The sequence below is a fragment of the Dysgonomonas termitidis genome (assembly GCF_042654545.1).
Lineage (GTDB): Bacteria > Bacteroidota > Bacteroidia > Bacteroidales > Dysgonomonadaceae > Dysgonomonas > Dysgonomonas termitidis.
This window is the reverse complement of record NZ_JBHSGN010000076.1, coordinates 13,168-37,799: the sequence shown is the minus strand read 5'-3', so window position 1 is coordinate 37,799 and position 24,632 is coordinate 13,168. Positions and strand designations below refer to the sequence as shown.

The window sequence follows — 24,632 nt, the reverse complement described above, 5'->3', positions numbered from 1 at the left end:
ATGAACACCGATATATTTGCAGGCATAGATATAGGCTCCAACGCTATCCGCCTATTGATAAACAATATAGAAACTTCCCGAACAGGCGCCGACTTTAAGAAAGTCGCTTTCCTGCGTGTACCCATCCGGCTAGGGGAAGATGTATTCACTAAAAATGAGATAAGCGAAGATAAGAAACAACGTCTGATCGATGCCATGCAAGGCTTTTCGCATATAATGAAAGCCTATGGTGTAACCGACTACAGGGCATGCGCGACCAGTGCCATGCGTGATGCCAGGAACGGGAAAGATATAACAAATACGATCCTCGAAAAAAGCGGTATCAACATAGAAATCATAAGCGGACAGGAAGAAGCTGATATAATATATGAAGCCGGAGGCCTGAACAACCTGATGGACAAAAACCGTAATTATCTGTATGTTGATGTAGGTGGAGGAAGCACCGAGGTCGTAGTATTCGGTAACCAGCAAAAAATCACCTCCAACTCATTCCAGATGGGAACTGTACGCATGCTCGTGGATGCTGTAAAAGAGGACGAGGAACAACGCTTCAAATCATGGTTGAAAGAAATATATAAGAAATATGCACCTCTTAGCATAATTGCTTCCGGAGGAAATATCAACAAGGTACACAAAATGCTGGGTAAAAGAGAAAAAGAATACCTTACCTATCCCGAGATGAAAGTTCTATACGATACCTTGAAAGATATGAGTTATGAAGAGAGAATTCAGAATTTCAAATTGAATACTTACCGCGCCGATGTTATTATTCCGGCTCTCAAAATATTCCTCATAGTGAGCAAGGCATGTAAGATCGGTGAAATCTATGTTCCTAAAGTAGGATTGGTAGATGGTATAATACACCATCTCTATGGGGAAAAACATAAATAAAGCCGGTTAGAATACACCCTTTTTTAATAAGCAAGGGACTAAAAGGCAAGCCGGCATGATGTGTGTGACGCTCTTTTGCCATGCTGAATAAGCTGACGCCGAGCATTGTTTCAAGAAATCAGCGATTCAACTGATTGTGAAGGATATCCTATATCAAAAGTATTCCTTCACAGAGGACAGGGTAACAGAATGATACCGGAAATTTCTTTTGGGGCAGCCCCTTTACTCAAATAAATCAATCGTGTTTTAGATATCTCTTGCAATTGCTGATATGGATACTATATCTCTCCCTGAGTCTGTAATGACTTCTCTTCCGTTATCTATTTGTCCGGTCAGTAAATGGAAGGCTACACCTGTTTGCAGACTATCCTCCATATCATACTGACATATCATCAGTAAAGAAGCCACGTCCCCGCGTGGTAAAGAAACTTCCATCGACCAGTTTTCATCTATATACAATGTAACATAACCAGCGGAATCTTTATAAGATATGAATACGCTGTATGGCTCCTGTGAGTCTATAAATACTTTGTATTTAACAGGGATTGAAGTTTTCTTACCGGTTGAACATGAATATACTCCCCCGATGAACAACGGCAACAGCATTGTGTAAAATATTACTTTCATAACCTCTTACTTCATTTCGCCCCATTTTACAATAGCAACCTGTTTAATCCGTTCATATGTATCACCTTTTCTCGATTTTAAGGCATTTGTAACTGTGTTAACATGGATACCCAAGGCAATCGAAACCTCCTTCTTCCATCCGTGAGGTAAAAAATCCGGTAGTTCTGTTTTATGTATTATAGTCGTTTTCGCCATATGTTTTATTTTAAAAAATTCATATCTTTATGGCTTTGTGAATATTCACAAATGCAAATATACTCAAATGAGTACACAAAAACAAATAAGTATTTACTAAATATTCACTTTTGAGAATAAAATTATCTCATGTCTATTAATCAAAGAGTTCAGGAAATAATAGATAAACTGTTTTCCGGCAACAAAAGAGCTTTCTCCGTCGCTGTAGGGATTGCTGCGACTGTTACTGAGAATATTGTAGGAACAAGAGGCACTAATCCTTCGTTTGAAGTAACCTGCAAAATAGCATCCGCAATTGAGAACATCAATACGGAATGGTTGCTGACAGGGAAAGGCTCGATGTTTAAAACCGGAATATTGCAAGGTAACGATATACTAAATACCGTTTCGGAAAATGAATCTTCTTATGGACTAATATCGGATTATAGCGCCAGACCTTTTATCGAATCAGCCTCTCTTGTCAAAGATAATTTCAGCCGAGCCATTAGTTCCAATAATTGCAAAACTATTATAATCCCCTTTATAGATGGCTGCGATTTTTTGTTACGAAATCATGGGGACAGCATGGTTAACCTGTCCGACCTGAAGAAAAGTATAAACGATCAGGATATTGTGGCATGCCGGTTTTGGGAAAATCTTTCGCATATACGCTGGGGTGAGGTGTATGCTATGGCTACAAAACAAGGATATATCATAAAAAAAGTAGTGCCATCGGATGTAAAAGGGAAAATAACATGCATTTCTTTTAATGGAAAAAAAGGATATACGCCATATGATCTGTCCCTTTCCGAAATTTCCGACTGGGCCATTGTAGTGGGTGTGGCTTCTGTGAATGTATGGTAGAACCGTTAACAGATAAATATATCAAAGGTTAAACAATAAATATTCGTCTATCACAAAATTAGAGGTTATTTCCCGAACCGCTTCGTCCGGCGCTATCATCAAAGAGGTGGAAAGCACTTCTGCATCAATAGCATTTACAGCCTTCACTGATACAATCTTCCGCACCTCACTATAGGTTCCTGTATGAGGGTCTAAAATATGCTTCGTATGACTTGGCATATTCCCGGAAGTAGATAGCGTACTATCTTTCAATTCCACTATTCCGAGGGTATTCTGAGGATTGTAGGGGTCTTCTATTCCAATAGACCAATTATCTCCAAAAGGATGAGAACCCAATGCCAGTACCGAACTATTACCGAAATTTATCAATGCGCAACTAATTCCTTTAGTCTGTAGAATATCCCTTATTTTTTCCAACGCATACCCTTTGGCATAAGCTCCCAGGTCCAGCTGAATGTCCTGGTCCTGAAAAAAGACCGTATGCCTTCTGCTATCTAAAAGTACCTGTTTGAAATCTTTCAGGCTGATGTCAAAATAGCCTAGAGTCATTGCATGATATTGCCTGCAATCGACGAGTACCGACCATAATTCATCATTCACCGGTACAGGTGAATGAGCCGCGTGCTGATTAACTGCGTACAATTCACTTTCTTTATCGAATTTATTAAACAACTTATTTAGCCGGAAAATCTCATTTTCAATTTCTATCCAGCATTCCATCGATACATTTTTGCCGGGATGCAGAATCAAAGCATCCAGCCTGGTCCCCATCACATGCATCATAGCCCCGTGAAACAGGTTGGAGGATTCATAGAAATCTGAATAGGAATCTGACATATTAATTCATTTTGTAAGTTAAAAACAAACTCTTAGCTTATATGACAAAAATACTGATAACTTTTAGTTTTTACAGTACCCGATTTGATTAAACTCTATGAATAAAAAAGAAACAATGAAAGAGGATATGAAGTTTTACAATCTATTCATTCCTCTCTCATCACTCTCCAGAGCCTTATTCAGGCTTCATCAATCATGATAATTGAACGCTTCACTTATATAGCGGGATCAATTCCATCCCGGATTTTGCGTAAGATTCGGATTCAAATCCATTTCGGCTTGCGGTATCGGCCATAAATAATAATGATCGGGAAATCCTCTCTGGCGAATATTTACGCCTGTAAATTCAGTCATCCAGACTCCGTCCACTACATCTTGCCCTATTCTCCACCTGCGGATATCAGAATACCGTTGTCCTTCTCCACAAAGTTCTACCATCCTTTCATGCCGTATTTTTTCACGCATCTGCTCTTTGTTCAGGCCTGAAGGGAGATCCGGCATACCGGCTCTGTCCCTGACATCATTTACAGCATCGTAAACAGACTGATCCGGAGCAGCAAGAGCTTCATTCCGGGCTTCCGCATACATCAACATCACATCAGCCAAACGAATAAGAGGGAAATTCAGAGGCATATTATCCTGTAATGTATATACAGAGCCTGTTTCCACAAACTTCCGCCATGCGTAACTGCCGTTTGTCCAAACAGGAACAAAGGCGGTAAGATCAGTTGACACAACCGGAAATTTATAGACATATGATATCCCTCCCGCACCTACGAACTCTGACCAGGGTACTATTATTCCCGCATGGAGGCGAGGGTCCCGGTTCGCATATAATTTTCTGACAGAAGCTTCATCATTCCAGTCTGTTACTCTATTTGGGTTAAATGTCTGCCCATTCGCATTTGTATAATTATTAAAATCGAATGGAGTACCATCTATCATCTCATATGCATTTACCAATTCAGGAGTCGGGCGCGTACGTTGCGAATTTGACGTTGCACCCCTTCCGGCGCCATAATTCCGGTCTGTCGCTATTCCATGGCCTGATTCGGCTACATATTGAACATCAAAAATGACTTCGCTATTATTATTACCGGCTACCCTGAACAGTGTATGATAGTCGCCGAGTAACGTCCTGTCGCTTTGCTCCATTATTTCGTTAAAGTCTGCGGCAGCTTTGTCATATTGCTTTGCCCAGAGATGGGCTTTGCCCCGCATTGCTAAAGCAGCCCACTTAGTGACACGCCCTTTGTCTGACTGACCATAACTTTCCGGTAAAAGGGAAATAGCATCTGTCATATCCTGTACAATGAAATTATAAACTTCCTCATCTGTACTACGGGCTTTATATCCTTCGTCAATATTCATTGGATAGTCATAGATCGGAACACCTCCAAAGTAATCCCACAACTTGAAATAGAAGTATCCCCTGAAAAACTTAGCTTCACCCAGGCAGCGATTTTTTATTGTCGCATCCATCGAAGAAATATCGGGAATGTATTTTAAAGCGGTATTGGCCCTGTAAATACCTTTGTAGAATATTCCCCAGGAAGTTGAATATATCGCAGCATTAGTAGGATTGACACCAGTAGTCAGACCTGTGGACCACGACTGGTAAGAAATATCAGTAAAATCGTCCATCATGCCATATATAACTATACTATTGACAAACTCACGGTTAGCATGGTACAACGGATTTATGCCCTGTATCGCATCTTCCTGTGATTTCCAGTAATCTCCTTCCGACAGACCGACCAATGAATTCCTGTCAAGGAAATCGCTGCAAGAAGCCAGAAAACAAACAGATAGTAAGATTAATATTATTTTGTTTTTCATGTCTCTTTTATTTAAAATGTTACATTTAAACCAATAACCCATTGTTTCATCAGAGGATATGCCATACTGGGATTCTCAGGATTATAGCCATCGAAACTTGTAAATGTGAAGTAGTTTTCGAGATTTGTATATACCCTCAATCTTTCAACCATAAACCTGGAAGTTAATTTTTTAGGCAAAGTGTATCCCATCTGTATCGATTTTATCCTAAAATAAGATGTATTATATAACCAGTAATCACTGTATGCCGTATTCAGTGCTGATCCCGACGTAAGCAGGCGCGGATATTCAGTGGATGGATTCTCCGGTGTCCAGCGATTTAAAATTTCAGCCCTCTGAAGGAAGCCTTCATTTATATTGAACGTATTAAATCCGTCATTCCCCCAATATCCCCTGGCTCCGCTGACGCCTTGTCCTGCTATATTAATATCGATACCTTTGTATGCCGCGCTGAGATTAATTCCATAAGTCATTTTAGGCAGGGAAGAATAGTCTTTAACTACACGGTCTTGCAGATTGAACGTTTTATCTCCGTTCGAATCCTTATATAACATATCACCGGGCTTTGGCGTACCTCCTATATCGCTGCCAAACTTATAACCATCGGCTATCAACTGGTCTATTTCCGCCTGATCCTGTAAGATTCTATCAAACTCCAGCACATAAAAACTCTGGTAAGGATTGCCCTCTTGGGTTATAGTGGCTCCGCTGATCAATTTATCCCCGTTATATTTGGTTACTTCATTGCTGATTGTTGATAAGTTTCCGCTGACACTATAGGTAAAATCTTTTCCTACATTTCCATGATAAGTCAGCTGGAATTCCATGCCTTTATTTGACATCTCGGCAATGTTTTGCCAAGGCGGAGTGAAATTCCCAAAAACCAGAGGAATCTGAATTGTAGTTAATAAATCCGTTGTTTTTTTGTTATAATATTCTGCACTTAAAGATAATCTGTTCTTCAACAGTACCAAATCCAATCCGACATTAGTCATAGTAGTGGTTTCCCATTTGATCTTACTATTAGCCAGTTCTTTAGGAGCTACACCTTGTTGAAGCTGTCCACCGAACGGATAAAGAAGGGAGCCATATACCACCTGATAGCCATAATCTCCAATTCTGTTGTTACCGAGTTTACCCCATGAACCTCTTATCTTCACGTCATCGAAAATATTCTTTAATGGTTGGGCGAATGATTCTTCAGTCAGTCTCCAGCCTCCTGAGAATGAAGGAAAGAACCCCCACCTGTTATCCTTATGGAATCTTGAAGAACCATCATAACGGGCATTGACCTCCAATAGATATTTACCTTTATAATCGTAATTGATACGTCCGAAATACGATCTGAGGGCATCATCGGTCCCGTTTCCTGTAATTGATTCATTATCAACACCGGCATCCATGATGTAAATAGCATCATCCCCCAATATATCACCTTTTCTTGCATCGAACCTGTCCATACGGTTGTATTGCTGGTCGAAACCGAGCATTGCTGCAAAATTGTGTTCTTTATTCAAAGAATAATTAAAGCGTAAGAGCGAATTCAATACAGTTGTATAATCTCTGCGTGTTCCATTGAATAGCTTATCAACGTTAGAACTTGCCTGATATTCATAGCCTGTCTGGAAATTCCATAGCGAGTATGGCCTTGTATACTCCCAATTATATCTGTTGTCATAATTGAAACCAAAGCTGTTTTCCCACTCCAGATATTTCAGGAATTTTATTTTTGCATAAACTTTTAAACCTAATTTTTGTCTTTCATAATTACCCCTTATATTATCGATGTATGCGCGGGGATTTCCTACACGCGGGAAGTTTTCAAACATTGTTCCTCCATAGCGTCCATCTTCATATTGAGGAATAACTCCGGGCGTGGTATTTCTGATATTATCATAAAGGCTGGTTACATTGATCGGGTCCCTGTCAGACCAGGAACCATAAACATTCCCTCCCATATCGAGCCAGTTTGTTACTTTCGAGTCGACATTTATACGGAAAGAGTATTTCTTATAGCCTGAATTATCGATAATACCTTTATTATCAAGATATCCGAGAGACATCGAAAAATTCGTATTTTTCCCTCCTCCCCGTACTGTCAGATTATGTTCTGTCACTACAGATGTATTCAACATCTCTTCATACCAATTGGTATTCGGATAAAGAGGGTTGCCTGCGGCGGATTCCGTCCTCCATTGTTCGATTAGGCTGACCGGATATTTTTCACGGCCTTCCGATTCGTTGACTAATTCCATGTGGGTAGCCATATCGTTTATAAAGTCTATTGTTTTAGCCGCTTTTTGCCAACCTACATAACCGCTGTAGGTAACATTAACTTTGCCTTCGCTCCCTCTTTTTGTAGTAACTAATATTACTCCATTAGCTGCCCTGGAACCATAAATGGCGGATGATGCCGCATCTTTTAGCACGGATACACTTTCTACATCATTCGGGTTCACATCATTCAATGCCCCCGGAACTCCATCGATAATAACCAATGGCGAAGCATCATTCATTGTTCCTCTACCTCTCACCAGGATATTGACATCCTCTGCGCCGGGTGTTCCCGACAATTGCGAGATATTCAATCCGGCACTCAATCCTGTAAGTGCAGAAGACAAATTCATTGTAGGCCTGCTCGATAGTGCTTCGTCAAACTTTACGGATGACACGGCTCCCGTCAGATTCTGTTTTTTCATCGTACCGTAACCAACCACAATGACATCATCAATCATATGGGAGTTTTCGATCAGTTCAATATCATAGTCATTACTTGCGCCAATAGTAACTTCCTTCGGATGATAGCCCAGATACGTGACAACTATTACCGAACCGGGATTTACAGTCAAAGAGAACTTCCCGTCAATGTCGGTCATAGTAGCGTTCGTTGTACCTTTTACAGTAACGCTCGCCCCTATAAGCGGTTCTCCTGATCCGTCGGTAACAATACCCTGTATTTTTTTCTGTTGCGCCGGAGCTGGTGGTAATCCTTGAATTTTACTACCGTTTTCCACTCCATCATGAGTATATGCATATGCAGTAATATTGGATAACCCCAACATTACAGAGCAAATAAATGCCCATAAAATAAGTTTCTTACAGTTTCTCATTTTGTTAGATTTTTCAATTATACGTTGGTTTTTCAAACTAGAATGACATCTTTTACAGTCAGTAATTCTGTATTATCTAAGGATGCCATCATTCTCAAACATCTTTCTTATTTCATAATTATTAGAGTTTACAGTAACATTTACTATTCGATATTAATGAGAGCTCAATGATGGAAATTGAAAAGAAGATTATTATATCTTTTTTGTACTGACATTAATATTTCAACGAGTCAAATTCCTGAAAATCATGACTTCCTCAAGAACTACAGCCAGACCTACACATCCCCTTGCACTATAAACAAAAATATCTATTCTTTCATTTTCATGATGTCATATTCGAGTTAAAGAATCCTCATATTACGTCATTCTGAATTTATACTTGTATCTGCATTGGGGATATCAGGACAAGCTGTTCAATTGTCGTAAAACTGTACGGGAATATAGGAACGCTGTATTCATGCCACGCCCGGCATGCAGTGGTTTAAAAGGATATCCGTTGAAATTGGCTTGCTGTATATAAAGAAGTTATGATTATTTATTAAGTTCGTATTGTCTCCCCGGAGTGATAAAATATTTACCTTTTCCAGCTTTGAAGAAGATTGTGTTTTTACCTGGCTCCACCCTAAAGTTGAGACAGATATTCTTATCCTCACCACAAACATTCCAGAAGCCGGACTTTAAATCTGTAAGTAGAATCTGAAACTCCATATCCTGATTTACAATCAAAGCAAATGGCTCTTGTATCTGCTCATAACCGGCGCTCATACATACCATACGATCTTGCAATAAGATAATATATTTATTGTCTTCTTCCTTAAAATATACAGGCAAGGGGCCGGTATCACCTGCCGCCATCTGAAGAACAGTAAGGAAGCGGTTATTCCGTTTGTTTTCCCTGGGATACACAACAACCTGATAGCCATCTGTTTCCGGCAAAGCCGATTTTATCTGATACTGTACACCTAATACGCTGGAAGAGTCTTTCAGACTGGATATTTCTATTTCCCGTTCTTCCGGCAACGGAAGTAACACATTCAGATGGGTCTTGCCAGTAAGACCGTTTTCACTGTTATGTAATACGACTCCGGTTTGCAAATAGTAAGGTTTATTGAGTGTATTGATTTTCCAATATTTTTCGAAACTGTCCTTAGATGTAATCAGGTCGTCAGCAACTATGACAGCTGCCGGAATATCCTCTCTGTTCAGATTCAGAAAGCAGAAGCTACGGGTATAATTACTCACTTTGCTATAATAAGCAGCAGTGAGATCCGCTTTGAAATAACTGTATGACGGTTTTTGAGTATTAGCTTCAAAATCTGAGGAAAGTACAGTTCCATAATCGAACCACGGGTCTGTTTTCGTTTCATGGGGAGTTCTTGGAGTCCTTTGGTTGAAACGGCTTCCTCCATCATTAATTGTTGTCCTGTGCTCTAACTTTTCGTCAGGGTCTTTTACCAACATCATACTGTGAGCTACCGACCTTTTGTAGAAATTAAAGTCATAGGGTGTACCATAAGCCCGGTATATACCAAGGTCGGCTATTTGTTGTCCGCGATAATAAATCTGGAAAGATCCTGCATTGGCATGCTGATGATTCCCGAAATGATAACCGCCACCTTTTATTTCGACAATTACATCATTACTTTCTTTACGCATACCCCATCCTGTACGGGCAATCATACCTCCCAGAACAGTACCGAAATCTATCGTCAGCGGTAGTGAATCCGGACTTGGATTTGCTTTAAGGTCAGGATCGTTTACCAGAAGGAAAAGTACAGGATTATCTTTAGCCCGGGAGAGTCCGCCACGGCGCTCAAATTCTCCTTTCGTTACCGGATCGCCTGCATATGCGTAATCCAGTAATAACGTCTCCGGATAAGACACATGAGTTTTTGAGAATTTATCCCCGTCCGAAAGCCTGTCTCCGTTTGGTAGCTGCATATACACCCAGTATTTTCTAAGGTCGGAAATATTATCGTTGAATATGCGGATTCCTGTCATCCGGTAAAACATCCATGCCGCATGCATTTCCCATCCATGCCTGTATGCACCGTAGTCAAATCCCTGGTTATGGCGGGGCGACTGATATTCGAACGCCCGCATCGGAAGTAATTTTTCCAGCATCAGGTAAGATATATACCGGTAAGGTTCCCGGTTCTTATCATATATAGCTATGCTCATTGCCAATAAATCCCTGTTAACCTGTGCTTCGCTGGCATGCCCGTTTACAATATTTTCTTTAAAGGGAGGCCATCCGATTTCCATATCGGGCGCAAGGCGCATCATATTCTCATAGAGAACCTGCTTATCACCTTCGTCCAGCAGGTCATAACACCAATCATATATAAGCGCTGCCGTATAGATAGATTTACCTATCTCCCTTGTGATATCTCCATGCCTGACATTCCCGTATTCAAGGACTGATAAGTAACCGGTCATCAGGCGAACGACTTCATTGCCTACAGAGCGATCGCCGGTCATGAGATAATAAAAAGCTTTGATAATTGCGACATCTCCCAGTTCATTATTATGGAATACTTCTTTCCGCATATCGAACTCAAAAGGGAACGGTTTTTTAGCTGCTTCCTCCACTTCCTGCCATATAGCAAGGTTCTCGCCTTTGGTCAATCGTTCTCTGACTTCAGGCAAGTTATCTTTGTTAACCCATAGCCGTGGATGGCTCGCAGGAGGAGTGATAGCGGGCGTGTAAGTTACTGCCCCGGCAGGAACCTCTTCCGGAATATATGTTTTTATTCTGATCGCTTCGAAAAAGATTTTTTCCGGAAGCCATATTTTCAATTCCTGCCCCGCTTCGAGATTGAATGTACCGAGATCATGCCCCGAATATTCATGAAGATTGGACACTATTCGCCTTGTTATACGCTGATTATCTATCTGAAGTTTAACCAACCTGGTCTCAACCGTCATTCCCGGCTTAATCTCCTCCTCTCTCACCACATCGGCAAATATCCTGTACTTCCCTGGTTCGGGAACATTTATAGCGTATGTAATATCCGGTTCTGATTCGCTATCATTACTGACTCTCTCGCCTATTCCTTTTTTTAATGACACATATTTCATATCCGTAGAAGTTGCTTTATAGCTTGTTATTGTAGTCTTGTTATTGACTTTTGCTATATTTACAGGTAAGATTATAGTGTAGCTTTTGGAAATATTCTGGGCCGATGTGCCTGCACCTGACATCAGGAATATCAGGAAAGTAACAAAATATAGTCTGTATTTTTTATCGTTATTCATGTTCTGTTTTTTCTTATATGAAGATTCGGTCGATAGGTATTACAGGCTCGCTGGCATCCCCCAAATGCCCTTCGGAAAGGGGGACTGAATATCTACTGTGAATAGACTTTGGGGAACAGGACGCCATATTCCGGCTCGCTTTGGATAATACCGGAATGAACAAAATATTTGAACGGATAAAATTCAGTCTACTTCTTTACCGTATTCGTTACTCTTACATTGACATTCTCCGGGTCAGTCTGAATATCTTTTCCGACCGGATTAAGTTGTATTATCTTATTAAAATGCGAATTATGAACAGGTGCCAGAAACTCCAGTGCTATATCCGCTTTATAAGAAAGAATGCCGTTCATATAAATATTATACATGTTCCCTGGCTTGAAGCCCTGTCCGTATTGTCCGTTCCCGTAAATACGTATGACTTTTCGTTTTCCACCTTTAGGGCCGTCACTGATATTGGAACAATAGATATTGTATATCTTCGGCTGCGAAGGGAGAAGAATCATCACATGGTGTATACCCGATGTTTCAATATTGCGGCAGGTAATATCATGAATATCCCCACCGTAGGAATAATCTGAATAGCTGACCGGTAACAAAGGAAATACATATTTATTGTTGCTCCATCTCGATTCGTCGAAGGCAGCCAGGATAATGGAGTCGTCGGATGTTTCGCCTGTAATATTCTCAATCAGGATATCAGATCCGCCTTGTATTACGCTGATCCCGTCCCCGTTTTTTACAGTCGTGTGCAACTCGAGATTGTTGACATGGCCGTTCTTGCATCCATTGGTCAGTACAATACCCCAGCTATGTGTTTTCTGAACTTTCAGCCCGGATATTTCAAAACCATCTACATAAGAAAATAATATGGTAAAATTTCTCCATCCCCAATAGTCTCCCAGCCATTTTTCTCTGACTCCTGTTTTGGGATTAACTCCTTCGTAAAAATTTTCGGCACCTTCGATTACAGCACCGTTCTTACCTGTAATCCTGATATTCTTGGCAGGTAATAACTGTTTTACGTAGCTATTCGGATTCTGTTCATCTATATCGAGATTTCCGGAACGGATGATATTATCAAAAGTCTGGTCGGCCAGTTTTATTTTGCATCCGTCGACTACCATCGTTGTATTGGATGGCAGGGCGATAGCTTCCGTGATAAGGTAAACAGCAGTATCCTTGAACAAGATGGTGCCACCGTTACACTCTTCCAGAAAACCAAGCGCATTGGAAATCTTCTCGGATATATTCTTTCCTTCGAAATCTTCCGGTTTGACTACAATGGATTTGTCGCCATTTTCAAGATTCTTTGATTCCCGCGCAAATACAATACCCGGGTGAAAGGAAAAAATCAGAAATGCAAGCAATATCAGTCTCATTATTCAATCGTTTTATTAATTGATTTCTTACGGATTATACTACGGACCAGCCAGTATAACAACCGGAAAAACAGGATGAAGAAATAGAAACCTATACTTAGACTCAGCACCCATAACAATTGTGTATAGAGTTCTTTCCATTCCGTATCAAAGGCAATAATGGAATATACATTCAATAAGAACGCGAATACAAAAGAGGCTCCCCATATGATTAACTCTGTCCGTTGCCTCTTTGCTGTTATTTTAAATTTTATATCTTTCATGTCAGTAGTTATATTACAGGTAAGGTATTTCGTATTCTTTAGGGAACTCGATTACAGAACGCTCTTCCATAGCTTTATTTCCCAACAGGGCCAGAACGGATGCATAATATGCTTCCTCTACCAGCATCGGCATAGATTCTCCGGTGATAACAGAAGTACAATAAGCAGATACAAGAGCCAATGAACCATCATCTACTGCAGCGCCTGTAGTGTTAGACCCGTCGTGTGTCTGGATATTATCTAAAATAGGCTCTCCCAACGCCTTAGATGCAGTTTCAGGCACCCAGCTGGGACCGGCAAACGGTATACTGTCGAATACCTTATGTTCTATCTGATTTATCAGTTGTTGTATTCCCGGCGCCGGTTTTGGATTTTCCATATATAGCAGTCCCTGTGCCAGTTCGAGTGTACCCTTATGACCGAGTACCTGCTCATCCATTCCGTAATGCTTATTCGAGATAATGGATTCGAATGTCATACGCAACCCGTTGGAATAATGGTAAATAACGCTTACGCTGTCGTAAACTTCTCGTCCGTCTTTCCAGAAAAGGATATCTCCGAAACCTGTAATATAGTCAGGCAGGGACTTATTTACCCAAGTGCCCATCTGTAGCTGATGCGAAGCAAGTTCAGTCATCAAACCGCCCGAAGACTCCCTGTATAAACGCCAGTTTATCTGTTTCTCCAACGATGGTTCAGGTACAGGCCTGCGCCAGTCGTTATTCCGGTACCAGAAGTTACGAAGACCTACTATCTCACCAATTGTACCGTTCTGTATGAGCTCCAGAGCTTTCAGGTATTTAGGGTCAAACAAGCGTTGTAGCCCAATGTACAAGACTTTGCCGCTTTCTTTATAAACCTCATACATCTCTTTACACTGTTCGATAGTTCTTGCCATCGATTTTTCGCAAAATACATGCTTTCCGGCTTTAAGTCCGGCAATAGAAATAGGCGCATGCTGATGAAGCGGTGTAGAGATCAGGATACCGTCGACGTCCGCGGCATTAATTGCTTCGTTGTAATCTTTATATTGCTTTGCCTTTGGACATAGCTTTGCCGCATTATCCAAGTGAGGCTGGTAAATGTCACATATAGCCACTATTTCAGCATGTGGAATCTGCAACAGATGATTAATGTGATACATTCCCCTCGAACCCGTTCCGATAATTGCAAGCCGGGCTTTAGATCCGGCTACATCCTTCTCTTTTTTAAGGGCATATGCATGCAGTAACGGTAAAGAAGATAACAGAAGTCCACCCCCTCCTACTACACCCATATTCTTCAGGAAATCTCTGCGAGATAAATTTTGTGTTTTCATCGTCTATATTGTTTTTTTTTAAATATCATCTCTTTTATTGTTTCAATGCACCGGATCTTTTTTCTTTAGCAAGTTCCAGGGCGGTGGTTGTTATATAATATTTAACCAGCATATTCGGCACTTCCCAATCGGGCATTTCACGTGTAATCAGAAAGTTGAAGTATTTCTCCGCTACTTTCGAGAAATGTGCTTCATGCCCGTCATCCATACTCGGAGATATTTCTATTTCCAACATGCCGTCATATGCATTTTTGAGTGATACGGGGTAAATATTTTTCAGGTCGCTGATCGCTCTTGCAATATTCTTCCTGAAATCGCTTTCGGTAGCCTCTGCTCCTTTTTTGATATAAAGCCTGGATTTATAGTCTTGCTCTTTCCCCTGTAGTACCAACAGTACCGCTTTGGTCCCGTTAATTATCGTCCGGTGCGTATCGCCTGTTCCTTCGGGCGCCTGATAGTCCCACACAACTTTTATGCCGACATTCACGCCTTTTACCTGATAATTGATCGTACCATTGGCATTGACGTATAAAATGGAGTCTTTTACATATTTGCTTAAATAACCGGGAAATTTCTTAGCCTTTGTAGAACGGCGGAATTGTTCTAAAGTGACAGGTGTTGCCCAGTGGCTGGCGCCGGTCACTTTTATGTCTTTTTTATAATCCAGTGCGACTTCGGGGAAACATTCCCAGTTGACGATATCGATCAGATGTGTGGTAACATCCACAATTCCTTCACCCTGCTGTTCCACATCGTAATACCATGCAGGACGTGTAAGAGGTGTCCCGGATACAATTTTATAGAAGTGGTGTACACTTTCCATTTCTACGGCAGGATTTTCCGGCGTGCCTTTGGTTATCGTGCCAAAGAGTTCTTTGTCCTGCATAAGGACACGGTTCAGTATATTGATGAAATTATAGCGTTCGGTCATGATATCATACAAAAGTACATCATTTTTTGCAGAAAGTGTAAATGCTTCTTTCAATTGTTCGAAAGAAGCTTTATCTATTGCCATCGGTTTATCGGCAAGGACATTCAGCCCGGCACCCACAGAACGTAGTATGTAATCAGTCTTCAACTGGTTGTTTCCGGCCAGCACCACGACATTCCCGCTCTTATCGGAGAGCATTTTCCCGAAGAAATCATCCCCTGTATATACTTTAAGGTTCCAATATGTGGGATTATTCTCCCGGGTATTATATGAATCAATCAGGTCCATATAATTATTCAGTTCGGGCCCGCTCGGGGCATATACCTGCACGTTGTAATTCAGTTGCTGCAACATGGACTTCTGCAACAAAGCAGCATGGAAGTGTGCGGGTGCTACTGTGATCAGGCGCACTTCTCCTTCCGAACCATTAAATTTCTTACTTCCCGATTGCATATTACAAGCTGTGATTAGAATCAGAACCGGAAGAAAGCAGAATATATATTTTAAGTATTTCATATATCAAATGTATTATTTCTTTGGCCTGAATGACCATGATTGAATCTTATGTCCGTGTGCAGCAAAGAATATCAGATACATATAGCATGGAATCAATACCCAGTAAGCATGTTGCAAATCCCAGAGGTCGGCAAAACTCCCGTAAACTATCGGCATTATCGCATTTCCACTCAACCCCATAATCATCAGTGATGACCCTATCTTTGTAAACCGTCCTAATCCTTTTATCGACAGCGGCCATATGCCTGCATAGATAAGGGCATTGGGAAGTCCCAGCGCACACAGGAACCAGATGGAAAGGGTACTTTCGTGACCAAGAATAACAACTTCCTTACTTACAAGGATAATGGCGAAAGACAGTAACAGACCGAGTGTACAGCAAACCTGCAATGCCCTTGTCTGAGATACATATCTTGGTATCAATACAATTCCTATCATATAACCGATTATGGTCGCCGTCAAAGTATAAGAAGGGAAAGCTTTGGCCTCCAAGAGATTCATGCCCATTGAGCCTGCATAACTGATAATGGTGTCGATGGCTATAATCTGTGTCCCTACATGAACGAACAAAGCAAAAGCACCCAGTATCAGATATGGAAACTGAAAGATGGAAGTCCTTTTGTGAGTACAATTCTCCTCTTCCTTATTATTTTTTTCAGGATCTATTTCGGGCAGTACGGAATAGCGGACAAATACTCCGAACAAAAATAATGCTACGGATAATATCGCGTAAGGCTTTATTACCCTGCGGATAAGATCATCGAGCATCATATTTTTGGAGGCGTCGTCCAATGTGCCGGATTCCAGGAGGGTGAACAGGCTACTGTCCGTAACCTTCAGTACCACGGCAGCGAAGATAAGAGGGGAGACTATACCCGCGAATTTGTTGAATATCCCCATCATACTTATTCTCTTAGCCGCACTCTCGATAGGCCCTACGATCGTTATATAAGGATTGGCCGCCGACTGGAGTATCGTCAGCCCCGCGCCTATTACAAACAATCCGGCGAGGAATATTCCGTATGTCCGGGTAAGAGCAGCAGGGATAAACAAGGCCGCCCCCACGGCCATACAGAAGAAGCCATACATTATCCCCCGTTTATAGCCCACTTTATTTAATATATGGGCCGATGGAATAGACAGGCAGAAATAGGCTATATAAAAGGCAAAGGCCACGAAGTAGGATTCGAAGTGCGTCAATTCACACGCAATCTTGAAATATGGAATAAGGATCGCATTAACCCATGAGACCAAACCGAAGATAAAGAACATCGCACCTACAATAACTATTGCAATGGTTGTATTACGTTTGTTTAATTGTTGATTGTTTATTTGGCTCATGGGTATTTTTATATTTCAAGATTTTAAAATTTAAAGATTAAAAAATACTCATTTACAGTTTCATTTCCCAACCAGGCTGATAATCGCGGCTCCAGTATTTCATCGCGTCCGTATCCTGCATGATACGTCCGTTTGCCGGGTCTATGTTCAACTGCCGCCCTACGCGTTGAGCAATGTTACCGACCTGCATCAGCAATGTACTCTTATGCCCTGAAACTATATCCGAATTCAATTTTTCTCCTTTCCTGATACCATCGAAGAAGTTATTTATATGCAGAGCGTCCAGACTTTCGGCAGGATTCATCAGGTTGCGCGGATCTATCTCAATTTTGCTGTACTGCTGTTTCACGACTTTATTATCCAGGTCGAAAATCCTGTAACCGTCACTTCCGGTAATCAGCATACTACCCTTGTCCCCGTAGAACATAGCGCCTACGCTGCTGCCTTCGATAGTTCTTCCGTTACAGCTACGGCCTTCCCAAGTCATGGATTTATTCTTCCCGAATTCCATATTTATCACTTGTGTATCCGGTGTTTCCCAATCGTCTTTGAAGAAATAACGCCCCCCGGCCGAGTTCACCATCGTAGGATATTCCAGTTCCATACCCCAGCGCAGTATATCGACCATATGTGTGCCGTTATTCATGGATTCGGCTGTTCCCCAGCGCCAGAACCAGTGCCAGTTGTAATGTACTATATTATCTTTATAAGCAATGCGTGGCGCAGGCCCCTGCCATAGATCCCAGTCGAGCCATTCGGGTACGGCAACCTCTTTTCCTGTACCTATCGAGGTGCGATTGTTGGTGTACCATGCTTTCCCGAAGTGTACATTACCGATAATGCCTTCTTTTATCGCCTGTATCCCTTCCTGTACATTTGGCCAGGAACGTCTCTGGTTACCCATTTGCAGAACCCTGTTATACTTTGCTACGCCGTTGATAAGTATTTCGCCTTCTTCGGGACAATAGCTGCATGGCTTTTCCAGATATATGTCTTTGCCTGCCTGCATCGCCATCAAAGCCGCGGGGGCATGCCAGTGGTCGGGTGTGGCAATGATAACCGCATCCACATCCTTCGATTCGAAAACTTTCCGTAAATCCTTTTCGCCCTTTGGACTGAATCCCTGAATCTTAGCTACGGCATCGGAACATTTGGCGATAGCACGGCTGTCGACATCGCATATATAGGTTATCTCGCAACCTTTTTGTTTCGCAAAGTTCGCAGCCAAGGCCCCTCCCCGCGAATTAACTCCAATTGCGGCAATACGTATTTTGTCGTTTGCCCCGTTGATATTGGAATAACTTTTTGCACTTAAACCGTTTAAAACTCCCCCGAACGAAAGAGCCGATGTGCTCACAATTGCTTTTTTTATAAAATCACGTCGTGTACTCATGATAATGTGTTTTATAGAGGTTAAATTTGATTCTCAGTTACTAAATACAAAGAAAATCTTATTTGATACAAAACCGAACTCAAATGACGCCTTACTATTCTCAAAAAACGTCAACATCTCCCTGCAATGACCTAAAGCCTTTATTATACATATATTATCAGACATTCTGAATATCACGGAGACTGTGTTTCGTCTTAAAGACAGATAATGTTAAATCTAACAGCAAATATGGAGATTCCCGCCATAGCTCACCAATACACTGTAATACAGAGTATTTAAATCCACACAGGCCGGTATACACAAATAGTAAAGATTGGTATTTCTTCGTATTTTGAATTTTATGTTAATAATCTCTTAATAATATGGTATCCATATCAAGGTATCAATTTCATTTATAAATTATTTTTATCTTTAGCCACTGAATATTTCCGGCCTGATATAAAAAAATATGTGGAGCCGTTATACTTCTTCAAGTCTAAAACTCCATATTATACTTATAATATAGTTTCGTATTTGCTACTATAGTCTAAATATCAGGTTGAGGCATATAAATAACTTTACTTAGCTTTCTGTTTGGAAATATAAAAATTAAATTTGAATATTCCGGCGATTAAACAATGTTTAGATTATTTTTAAGATTTGGAGCCAGTTTAAAATTCGCTTATTTCATAGTACAATCACCTTATCTATCATAAACCAAAATACTTTAAACTAATCTTGTATAACTATGCTAAAGATACTTGTATTGACAGATTTTTCGAGTGGTTATAGCCGCCGGTTGCTGGAAGGTATTATCCGGTACTCCAGAGAAGTGGGGCCGTGGTCGTTTCTGCGGATGCCTCTGTATTACCAAATGATGTATGGCGAAGCGGGTGTCGCCGACTTTGCAAAAAAATGGAAAGCAAACGCCATCATAGCACAACTCCGGGATGTAAATCTGGAATTATTCGAAACTCTGGATATCCCGATCATTGTACAGAACTATCGCGACAGGAATAAATCCATTTCGAATCTGACAGGTGACTACTACGAAACAGGTGCCATGGCCGCAGACTTCTTTCTGGCGAAAGGTTACCGAAACTTTGCATATTACGGGTACTCGAATGCAATCTGGTCCCGGGAGAGAGGATTAGGCTATAAGGAAAGAATTGAAAAAGCCGGGTATAAATGCAAGATACTGGAAAACAAAAATCCCGACAACAAAGAATGGCTTTACAATACAGAATATATGGGGAAATGGCTGCAATCCCTTCCTAAGCCGACTGCCCTTTTCGCCTGTGACGATTATTATGCACTGCAAATATCGGAAACCTGCAACATATTTAATATCAATATACCTGATGAAGTAGCTATACTGGGCGTGGACAACGATACACTGTTATGTAACCTGTCCACTCCTACGCTATCCTCCATCGTACTCGATGTGGAAAACGGAGGATATCAGGCAGCCAGGCTACTCGACAAATATATCAAAGGGGAGATAAAAGAGGCTTTCAATATAGTAGTCAAGCCCCTGTATATAGAAAACAGATCGTCGACAGACAAATATGCCGTTTCGGACGAACACATAAAGATAATACTGGATTATATCAACAAAAACTACAATAACAAGGTATCAGTCAACGATATAGTCGATATCGTCCCTTTATCGAGGAGGGTCCTTGAAAAAAAATTCAAAGCCTTGGTCGGCACATCCATATACCAATGCGTATTGGATCACCGTATCAATCATTTTATAAAACTACTGTTAACCACTGACGAACATCTGCCGGATGCTGCCATACAGTCCGGATTCGATGATTTTAAAAATGTATCTCGGATATTCCGGAAATATAAATCCATATCGCCTGCGGAATACAGAAAATTATATAAGAAGCAATAAGAACTGATCATCTCCGGCAAAGACGCTAAGGCGCAGAAATACTTTTCAATTATTTCCGTATGGAATTTTCAGGTAAAAACGGTTGTTATTTTTTTCTTAAACATTTATCTATAAAATAAGAGCCGATAGCCTTTAGCTGTTAGCTGATAGTTCTTTGATAGATTGATTAAAGCAGTTACAAGTTACTTCGCCCTGCGGGCAGTTACAAGTTACAAGTTAGTTCACTGTTTACTGCTAACTGTTAACTGATATATCTGTTACCTTTGTTACTTTTTAACAGTTACAAGTTTGCCTCGCCTTCGCTTCGGCGAATATTATTTCTTCGCCCTAGAGGCAGTTACGAGTTACGAGTAGACAAGATACGAGATACGAGATACGAGTTGTTCACTGTTTACTGTTTACTGTAAATAGTGTTACCTTTTGAGTTGATAGTGGCTGATGACAAGCATTGATAAGCTCTTACTTTATCTGATTATTGTCAATTGTAACAGGACGCCATTTCATGTTCTAAATGAAACATTGACGTCTTATGAGAACAGTCATTCGCATTACAAACCATATTCTGAAAATATAAAAGCTTAATTTTGAGCTATCGTTAAATCAGTCCTAACCGATTACTAAAAACAGAACCCGAAATGAGAACTATAATAGAAAATGCTACTTTAATCCTACCTGAAGGGATACTAAAAAACGGCTTTGCCGTATGCACCGACAGCATTATATCGCAGATAGGGGAAGGTCCTTTTGGCAAATACAACGATTCTGATATGGTAATCGATGCCAAAGGAAACTATGTATCCCCGGGATTTATTGATATGCATACACATGGTGCCGGAGGACATGATTTCATGGACAATACAGTGGAAGCATACCTCGGGGCGGCCCGTACACATGCGCGGTACGGAACAACAAGCCTTGTCCCCACCACCCTGACCAGCACGACAGAAGAACTGCTAAACACATTTACTATATATGAACAGGCAAAAGAGCAAAATACAGATGGTGCGGATTTTCTGGGATTACATCTCGAAGGGCCTTATTTTGCCTACAATCAGCGGGGCGCCCAAGACCCGGAATACCTGAGGAACCCGGAACCGGAAGAGTATAACCTGATATTAGCTCACGGAGAGAAACACATTATCCGCTGGAGTATGGCTCCCGAACTGGATGGCGCTTTAGAATTGGGACGATTGTTGCGGTCGAAAGGTATTCTGGCTTCACTCGGGCATACAGACGCGCTTTATGAAGAGGTTACCGAAGCTTATAAAAACGGCTTCACTCACGTTACCCATCTCTATTCCTGCATGTCCACAATCACCCGGCGCAACGCTTACCGCTATGCAGGAGCCGTTGAAGCCACTTATATGATAGATGATATGAGCGTGGAGATCATCGCCGACGGAATACATCTTCCTAAATCGTTGCTCCAGTATGTTTGTAAATTCAAATCCATCGATAATATTGCCTTGTGCACCGACTCCATGAGGGCTGCGGGCATGCCGGACGGAGAATATATATTGGGCAGTAGAGACAAGGGGCAGGTGGTTGTTGTAGAAGATGGCGTAGCCAAACTTCCCGACCGTAGCGCGTTCGCCGGCAGTGTGGCCACGGCCGACCGGCTCGTGCGCACGATGGTCGAAGTTGCCGGGATTTCTTTATCCGATGCGATAAAGATGATAACCCGGAATCCTGCCCGTATTCTTGGTGTTGATAAAACCAAAGGATCTCTTGAGTCAGGCAAGGATGCCGACATTGTTATTTTCGACTCTGATATTGCGGTACAAACGACAATCGTAAAAGGTAAAGTTATTTATACACAAAACAATAATCTTAAATCATGATCTTTAAAAAGGACAAGTTGACGGTAAAAATATATACTTCAACTAAAGAAATGTCAGTCAATGCTGCGTTGGATGTATCTACACAAATAAAAGAACTTCTCAGCCGGAATGAACATATCAATATGATTTTTGCGGCGGCTCCTTCTCAGTCTGAATTTCTAAAGGAACTGGTTAGTTATCAAGATATAGATTGGGGAAGAATCAATGCTTTCCATCTGGACGAGTATATCGATCTGAGTGAAGATGCACCGCAAAGGTTTGGCAATTTCCTCAAAAAAGAGATATTCGGACTGCTGCCCTTCCGGAATATTTACTATCTTGACGGAAATAAACCGACTGACGAGGAATGCAAACGCTATACCGCTTTGCTGGAGAGGAATCCGCCTGACATTGTATGTCTGGGCATAGGTGAAAACGGACACATTGCGTTCAATGATCCCCATGTTGCCGACTTTAATGATGCGGAGACTGTTAAGGTTGTTACACTCGACGAAATGTGCAGGCAACAGCAGGTAAACGACAAGTGCTTTGCCAGAATAGAAGATGTGCCGGAACAGGCGTTGACATTGACGATACCGACCTTACTATCAGCCCGGTATTTGTACTGTATAGTACCATTCAAATCTAAATCCCAGGCCATATATAATATGATAAACGGAGATATTTCGGAAGCCTGTCCGGCATCTGTACTAAGGACTGAGGATGATGTCATCCTATATCTCGATAAAGATAGTGCCTCTTTACTGGTTCAGTGAGGATAGCCAAAACAATGAATAGGTCTGAGAGACCCTAACCTTATAATAATTACTGCCATATGAAGCTAAAAATTATAGTAATATCAATCATCTCCCTGTTTATATCAGGAGGTTTGTATTCCCAGGATGTAATAAAACTGGGAATCATAGGACTGGATACATCACACTCCCCGGCATTTATCAAACTGTTGAATGATAAAAATGCAGCTGAACAGTACAAAGGATTCAAGATTGTCGCTGCTTATCCCTACGGATCAAAAACAATCGAGAGTAGCGCAAAACGCATACCCGGATATATTGAAGAAGCCGGGAATCACGGAGTAAAGATAACATCTTCAATTGCCGAAATGCTCAAACAGGTAGATTGTGTACTCCTCGAAACCAATGATGGCAATCTGCATTTGGAACAGGCTCTCGAAGTTTTTAAAGCCGGAAAACCCATGTTTATAGACAAACCGGTTGCCGCCAATCTGGCTGAAGCAATCGCGATATTTAAACTCGCAAAAAAGTATAATGTTCCTGTATTTTCGTCTTCAGCCCTCCGATATTCCCCTGTAAATCAGGAAATACGTAAGGGAGATCATGGTAAAGTGCTTGGAGCGGATTGCTATTCACCTGATGCATACGAACCCAGTCATGCAGATTTCACGTGGTACGGCATACATGGTGTGGAAACGTTATATACCGTTATGGGAACCGGATGCACAGAAGTAAGCCGCTTATCGACAAAGGATTTCAGCGTAGTCACAGGTGTATGGGCAGACGGCAGGATCGGAACATTCCGCAGTATCCGCACAGGCCATAATTACTTCGGGGGAACAGTTTTTTGTAGCACAAAGGTAGTGCAGGCCGATGGTTATAAGGGATATGCGGTACTGCTGGATCAGATTCTGCAATTCTTCAAGACGAAAGAAGTGCCTGTCGACCCTGATGAGACAATCGAGATATTCACATTTATGGAAGCATCGAACGAAAGCAAACGTCAGAACGGGGCTCCGGTATTGATGGAAAGTATCCTGGAAAAAGGAAAGCTGGATGCCGAACGTATCCTGAAAAATCTAAATGATTAGCATTCTTCGTGCATCATTAACAGGTAAAAGTAATTTAATGAGTAGTCATATTTCTGAAAAAAGGAAGTTGCCCGGTTGGATAGCTTCCTTTTATACGTAAATGTATCGAACAGTGATTCACGTTCCTTATTCTTATATTTAGCCGGTTTTTAAGTTATGAGTTCTTTGAAATATTTTTAGGCTTCAGCCTGTCTGCCGCAGTATTACTGTCAGATAATTATGCATACATTCTGTATCCGGGACAAAAAGTGAAATTGCATTATTGCCTGTCTATATTCTTCCCGGGTCGGAGATACCAAAACAGCCTTACAACGAAAGCTGCTTGTTTTTTGTATTATCT

At 41.3% G+C, this 24,632-nt stretch carries 18 protein-coding genes; 6 read left to right on the top strand and 12 right to left on the bottom strand.

Annotated elements, in window-relative coordinates:
- Positions 1-891 carry a Ppx/GppA phosphatase family protein gene (locus ACFO6W_RS12155; RefSeq protein ID WP_379996771.1) on the top strand — a complete coding sequence of 297 codons (891 nt, stop codon included), beginning with the start codon at positions 1-3 and terminating at the stop codon, positions 889-891.
- A gap of 246 nt (positions 892-1,137) precedes the next feature.
- Here the strand turns inward: ACFO6W_RS12155 and ACFO6W_RS12150 are convergent, their stop codons facing one another.
- Both ACFO6W_RS12150 and ACFO6W_RS12145 read right to left on the bottom strand, forming a co-directional pair.
- A complete protein-coding gene (locus tag ACFO6W_RS12150; RefSeq protein WP_379996769.1) occupies positions 1,138-1,518 on the bottom strand; it encodes a hypothetical protein in 381 nt (126 codons plus the stop codon).
- Between the two features lie 6 nt (positions 1,519-1,524).
- Positions 1,525-1,713: a hypothetical protein gene (locus tag ACFO6W_RS12145; RefSeq protein ID WP_379996767.1), complete on the bottom strand. Its 189-nt coding sequence runs from the start codon at positions 1,711-1,713 to the stop codon at positions 1,525-1,527.
- A 129-nt stretch (positions 1,714-1,842) separates the two neighbouring features.
- On the opposite strand from ACFO6W_RS12145, the gene ACFO6W_RS12140 reads away from it, so the two are divergent.
- Positions 1,843-2,556 carry a S24 family peptidase gene (locus ACFO6W_RS12140; protein WP_379996765.1) on the top strand — a complete coding sequence of 238 codons (714 nt, stop codon included), beginning with the start codon at positions 1,843-1,845 and terminating at the stop codon, positions 2,554-2,556.
- A gap of 21 nt (positions 2,557-2,577) precedes the next feature.
- Here ACFO6W_RS12140 and ACFO6W_RS12135 read toward each other — a convergent pair whose 3' ends face one another.
- From ACFO6W_RS12135 to ACFO6W_RS12090, 10 genes are all read right to left on the bottom strand, one after another.
- A complete protein-coding gene (locus ACFO6W_RS12135) occupies positions 2,578-3,393 on the bottom strand; it encodes an FAD:protein FMN transferase (protein ID WP_379996763.1) in 816 nt (271 codons plus the stop codon).
- Positions 3,394-3,621: 228 nt separating this feature from the next.
- Positions 3,622-5,232 carry a RagB/SusD family nutrient uptake outer membrane protein gene (locus ACFO6W_RS12130; protein ID WP_379996761.1) on the bottom strand — a complete coding sequence of 537 codons (1,611 nt, stop codon included), beginning with the start codon at positions 5,230-5,232 and terminating at the stop codon, positions 3,622-3,624.
- Between the two features lie 11 nt (positions 5,233-5,243).
- Positions 5,244-8,342 carry a SusC/RagA family TonB-linked outer membrane protein gene (locus ACFO6W_RS12125; RefSeq protein WP_379996759.1) on the bottom strand — a complete coding sequence of 1,033 codons (3,099 nt, stop codon included), beginning with the start codon at positions 8,340-8,342 and terminating at the stop codon, positions 5,244-5,246.
- Positions 8,343-8,873: 531 nt separating this feature from the next.
- The gene (locus tag ACFO6W_RS12120) at positions 8,874-11,600 is read right to left on the bottom strand and encodes a hypothetical protein (RefSeq protein ID WP_379996757.1); all 2,727 of its coding nucleotides are present in this window, start codon (positions 11,598-11,600) and stop codon (positions 8,874-8,876) included.
- A gap of 188 nt (positions 11,601-11,788) precedes the next feature.
- Complete coding sequence (locus ACFO6W_RS12115; RefSeq protein ID WP_379996755.1) at positions 11,789-12,982, bottom strand: glycoside hydrolase family protein; 1,194 nt, start codon at positions 12,980-12,982, stop codon at positions 11,789-11,791.
- Positions 12,982-13,245 (bottom strand): hypothetical protein, encoded by a 264-nt coding sequence (locus ACFO6W_RS12110; RefSeq protein WP_379996753.1) that lies wholly within the window; start codon positions 13,243-13,245, stop codon positions 12,982-12,984. The genes ACFO6W_RS12115 and ACFO6W_RS12110 overlap by 1 nt, the downstream gene beginning before the upstream one ends.
- A 13-nt stretch (positions 13,246-13,258) precedes the next feature.
- Positions 13,259-14,563: a Gfo/Idh/MocA family protein gene (locus ACFO6W_RS12105; protein WP_379996751.1), complete on the bottom strand. Its 1,305-nt coding sequence runs from the start codon at positions 14,561-14,563 to the stop codon at positions 13,259-13,261.
- A 34-nt stretch (positions 14,564-14,597) separates the two neighbouring features.
- Complete coding sequence (locus ACFO6W_RS12100) at positions 14,598-16,010, bottom strand: putative oxidoreductase C-terminal domain-containing protein (RefSeq protein ID WP_379996749.1); 1,413 nt, start codon at positions 16,008-16,010, stop codon at positions 14,598-14,600.
- Between the two features lie 12 nt (positions 16,011-16,022).
- Positions 16,023-17,351 (bottom strand): sugar MFS transporter, encoded by a 1,329-nt coding sequence (locus ACFO6W_RS12095; protein ID WP_379996747.1) that lies wholly within the window; start codon positions 17,349-17,351, stop codon positions 16,023-16,025.
- A 52-nt stretch (positions 17,352-17,403) separates the two neighbouring features.
- Positions 17,404-18,744, bottom strand: a complete 1,341-nt coding sequence (locus ACFO6W_RS12090) for a Gfo/Idh/MocA family protein (protein WP_379996745.1) — start codon at positions 18,742-18,744, stop codon at positions 17,404-17,406.
- 727 nt (positions 18,745-19,471) lie between these two features.
- On the opposite strand from ACFO6W_RS12090, the gene ACFO6W_RS12085 reads away from it, so the two are divergent.
- The 4 genes from ACFO6W_RS12085 to ACFO6W_RS12070 all read left to right on the top strand — a co-directional run bounded on the left by ACFO6W_RS12085 (position 19,472) and on the right by ACFO6W_RS12070 (position 24,292).
- Positions 19,472-20,626, top strand: a complete 1,155-nt coding sequence (locus tag ACFO6W_RS12085; RefSeq protein ID WP_379996743.1) for a XylR family transcriptional regulator — start codon at positions 19,472-19,474, stop codon at positions 20,624-20,626.
- A 635-nt stretch (positions 20,627-21,261) separates the two neighbouring features.
- The gene (nagA, locus tag ACFO6W_RS12080; protein ID WP_379996741.1) at positions 21,262-22,467 is read left to right on the top strand and encodes an N-acetylglucosamine-6-phosphate deacetylase; all 1,206 of its coding nucleotides are present in this window, start codon (positions 21,262-21,264) and stop codon (positions 22,465-22,467) included.
- Complete coding sequence (locus ACFO6W_RS12075; RefSeq protein ID WP_379996739.1) at positions 22,464-23,222, top strand: glucosamine-6-phosphate deaminase; 759 nt, start codon at positions 22,464-22,466, stop codon at positions 23,220-23,222. The genes nagA and ACFO6W_RS12075 overlap by 4 nt, the downstream gene beginning before the upstream one ends.
- A gap of 59 nt (positions 23,223-23,281) precedes the next feature.
- Positions 23,282-24,292: a Gfo/Idh/MocA family protein gene (locus tag ACFO6W_RS12070; protein ID WP_379996737.1), complete on the top strand. Its 1,011-nt coding sequence runs from the start codon at positions 23,282-23,284 to the stop codon at positions 24,290-24,292.
- The last annotated feature ends 340 nt before the right edge of the window (positions 24,293-24,632 follow it).

What these genes read in the sequence shown, in the direction of transcription:
- ACFO6W_RS12155 (WP_379996771.1), top strand. Translation starts at nt 1, where the DNA reads ATGAACACCGATATATTTGCAGGCATAGATATAGGCTCCAACGCTATC.
- ACFO6W_RS12150 (WP_379996769.1), bottom strand. Translation starts at nt 1,518, where the DNA reads ATGAAAGTAATATTTTACACAATGCTGTTGCCGTTGTTCATCGGGGGA.
- ACFO6W_RS12145 (WP_379996767.1), bottom strand. Translation starts at nt 1,713, where the DNA reads ATGGCGAAAACGACTATAATACATAAAACAGAACTACCGGATTTTTTA.
- ACFO6W_RS12140 (WP_379996765.1), top strand. Translation starts at nt 1,843, where the DNA reads ATGTCTATTAATCAAAGAGTTCAGGAAATAATAGATAAACTGTTTTCC.
- ACFO6W_RS12135 (WP_379996763.1), bottom strand. Translation starts at nt 3,393, where the DNA reads ATGTCAGATTCCTATTCAGATTTCTATGAATCCTCCAACCTGTTTCAC.
- ACFO6W_RS12130 (WP_379996761.1), bottom strand. Translation starts at nt 5,232, where the DNA reads ATGAAAAACAAAATAATATTAATCTTACTATCTGTTTGTTTTCTGGCT.
- ACFO6W_RS12125 (WP_379996759.1), bottom strand. Translation starts at nt 8,342, where the DNA reads ATGAGAAACTGTAAGAAACTTATTTTATGGGCATTTATTTGCTCTGTA.
- ACFO6W_RS12120 (WP_379996757.1), bottom strand. Translation starts at nt 11,600, where the DNA reads ATGAATAACGATAAAAAATACAGACTATATTTTGTTACTTTCCTGATA.
- ACFO6W_RS12115 (WP_379996755.1), bottom strand. Translation starts at nt 12,982, where the DNA reads ATGAGACTGATATTGCTTGCATTTCTGATTTTTTCCTTTCACCCGGGT.
- ACFO6W_RS12110 (WP_379996753.1), bottom strand. Translation starts at nt 13,245, where the DNA reads ATGAAAGATATAAAATTTAAAATAACAGCAAAGAGGCAACGGACAGAG.
- ACFO6W_RS12105 (WP_379996751.1), bottom strand. Translation starts at nt 14,563, where the DNA reads ATGAAAACACAAAATTTATCTCGCAGAGATTTCCTGAAGAATATGGGT.
- ACFO6W_RS12100 (WP_379996749.1), bottom strand. Translation starts at nt 16,010, where the DNA reads ATGAAATACTTAAAATATATATTCTGCTTTCTTCCGGTTCTGATTCTA.
- ACFO6W_RS12095 (WP_379996747.1), bottom strand. Translation starts at nt 17,351, where the DNA reads ATGAGCCAAATAAACAATCAACAATTAAACAAACGTAATACAACCATT.
- ACFO6W_RS12090 (WP_379996745.1), bottom strand. Translation starts at nt 18,744, where the DNA reads ATGAGTACACGACGTGATTTTATAAAAAAAGCAATTGTGAGCACATCG.
- ACFO6W_RS12085 (WP_379996743.1), top strand. Translation starts at nt 19,472, where the DNA reads ATGCTAAAGATACTTGTATTGACAGATTTTTCGAGTGGTTATAGCCGC.
- nagA (WP_379996741.1), top strand. Translation starts at nt 21,262, where the DNA reads ATGAGAACTATAATAGAAAATGCTACTTTAATCCTACCTGAAGGGATA.
- ACFO6W_RS12075 (WP_379996739.1), top strand. Translation starts at nt 22,464, where the DNA reads ATGATCTTTAAAAAGGACAAGTTGACGGTAAAAATATATACTTCAACT.
- ACFO6W_RS12070 (WP_379996737.1), top strand. Translation starts at nt 23,282, where the DNA reads ATGAAGCTAAAAATTATAGTAATATCAATCATCTCCCTGTTTATATCA.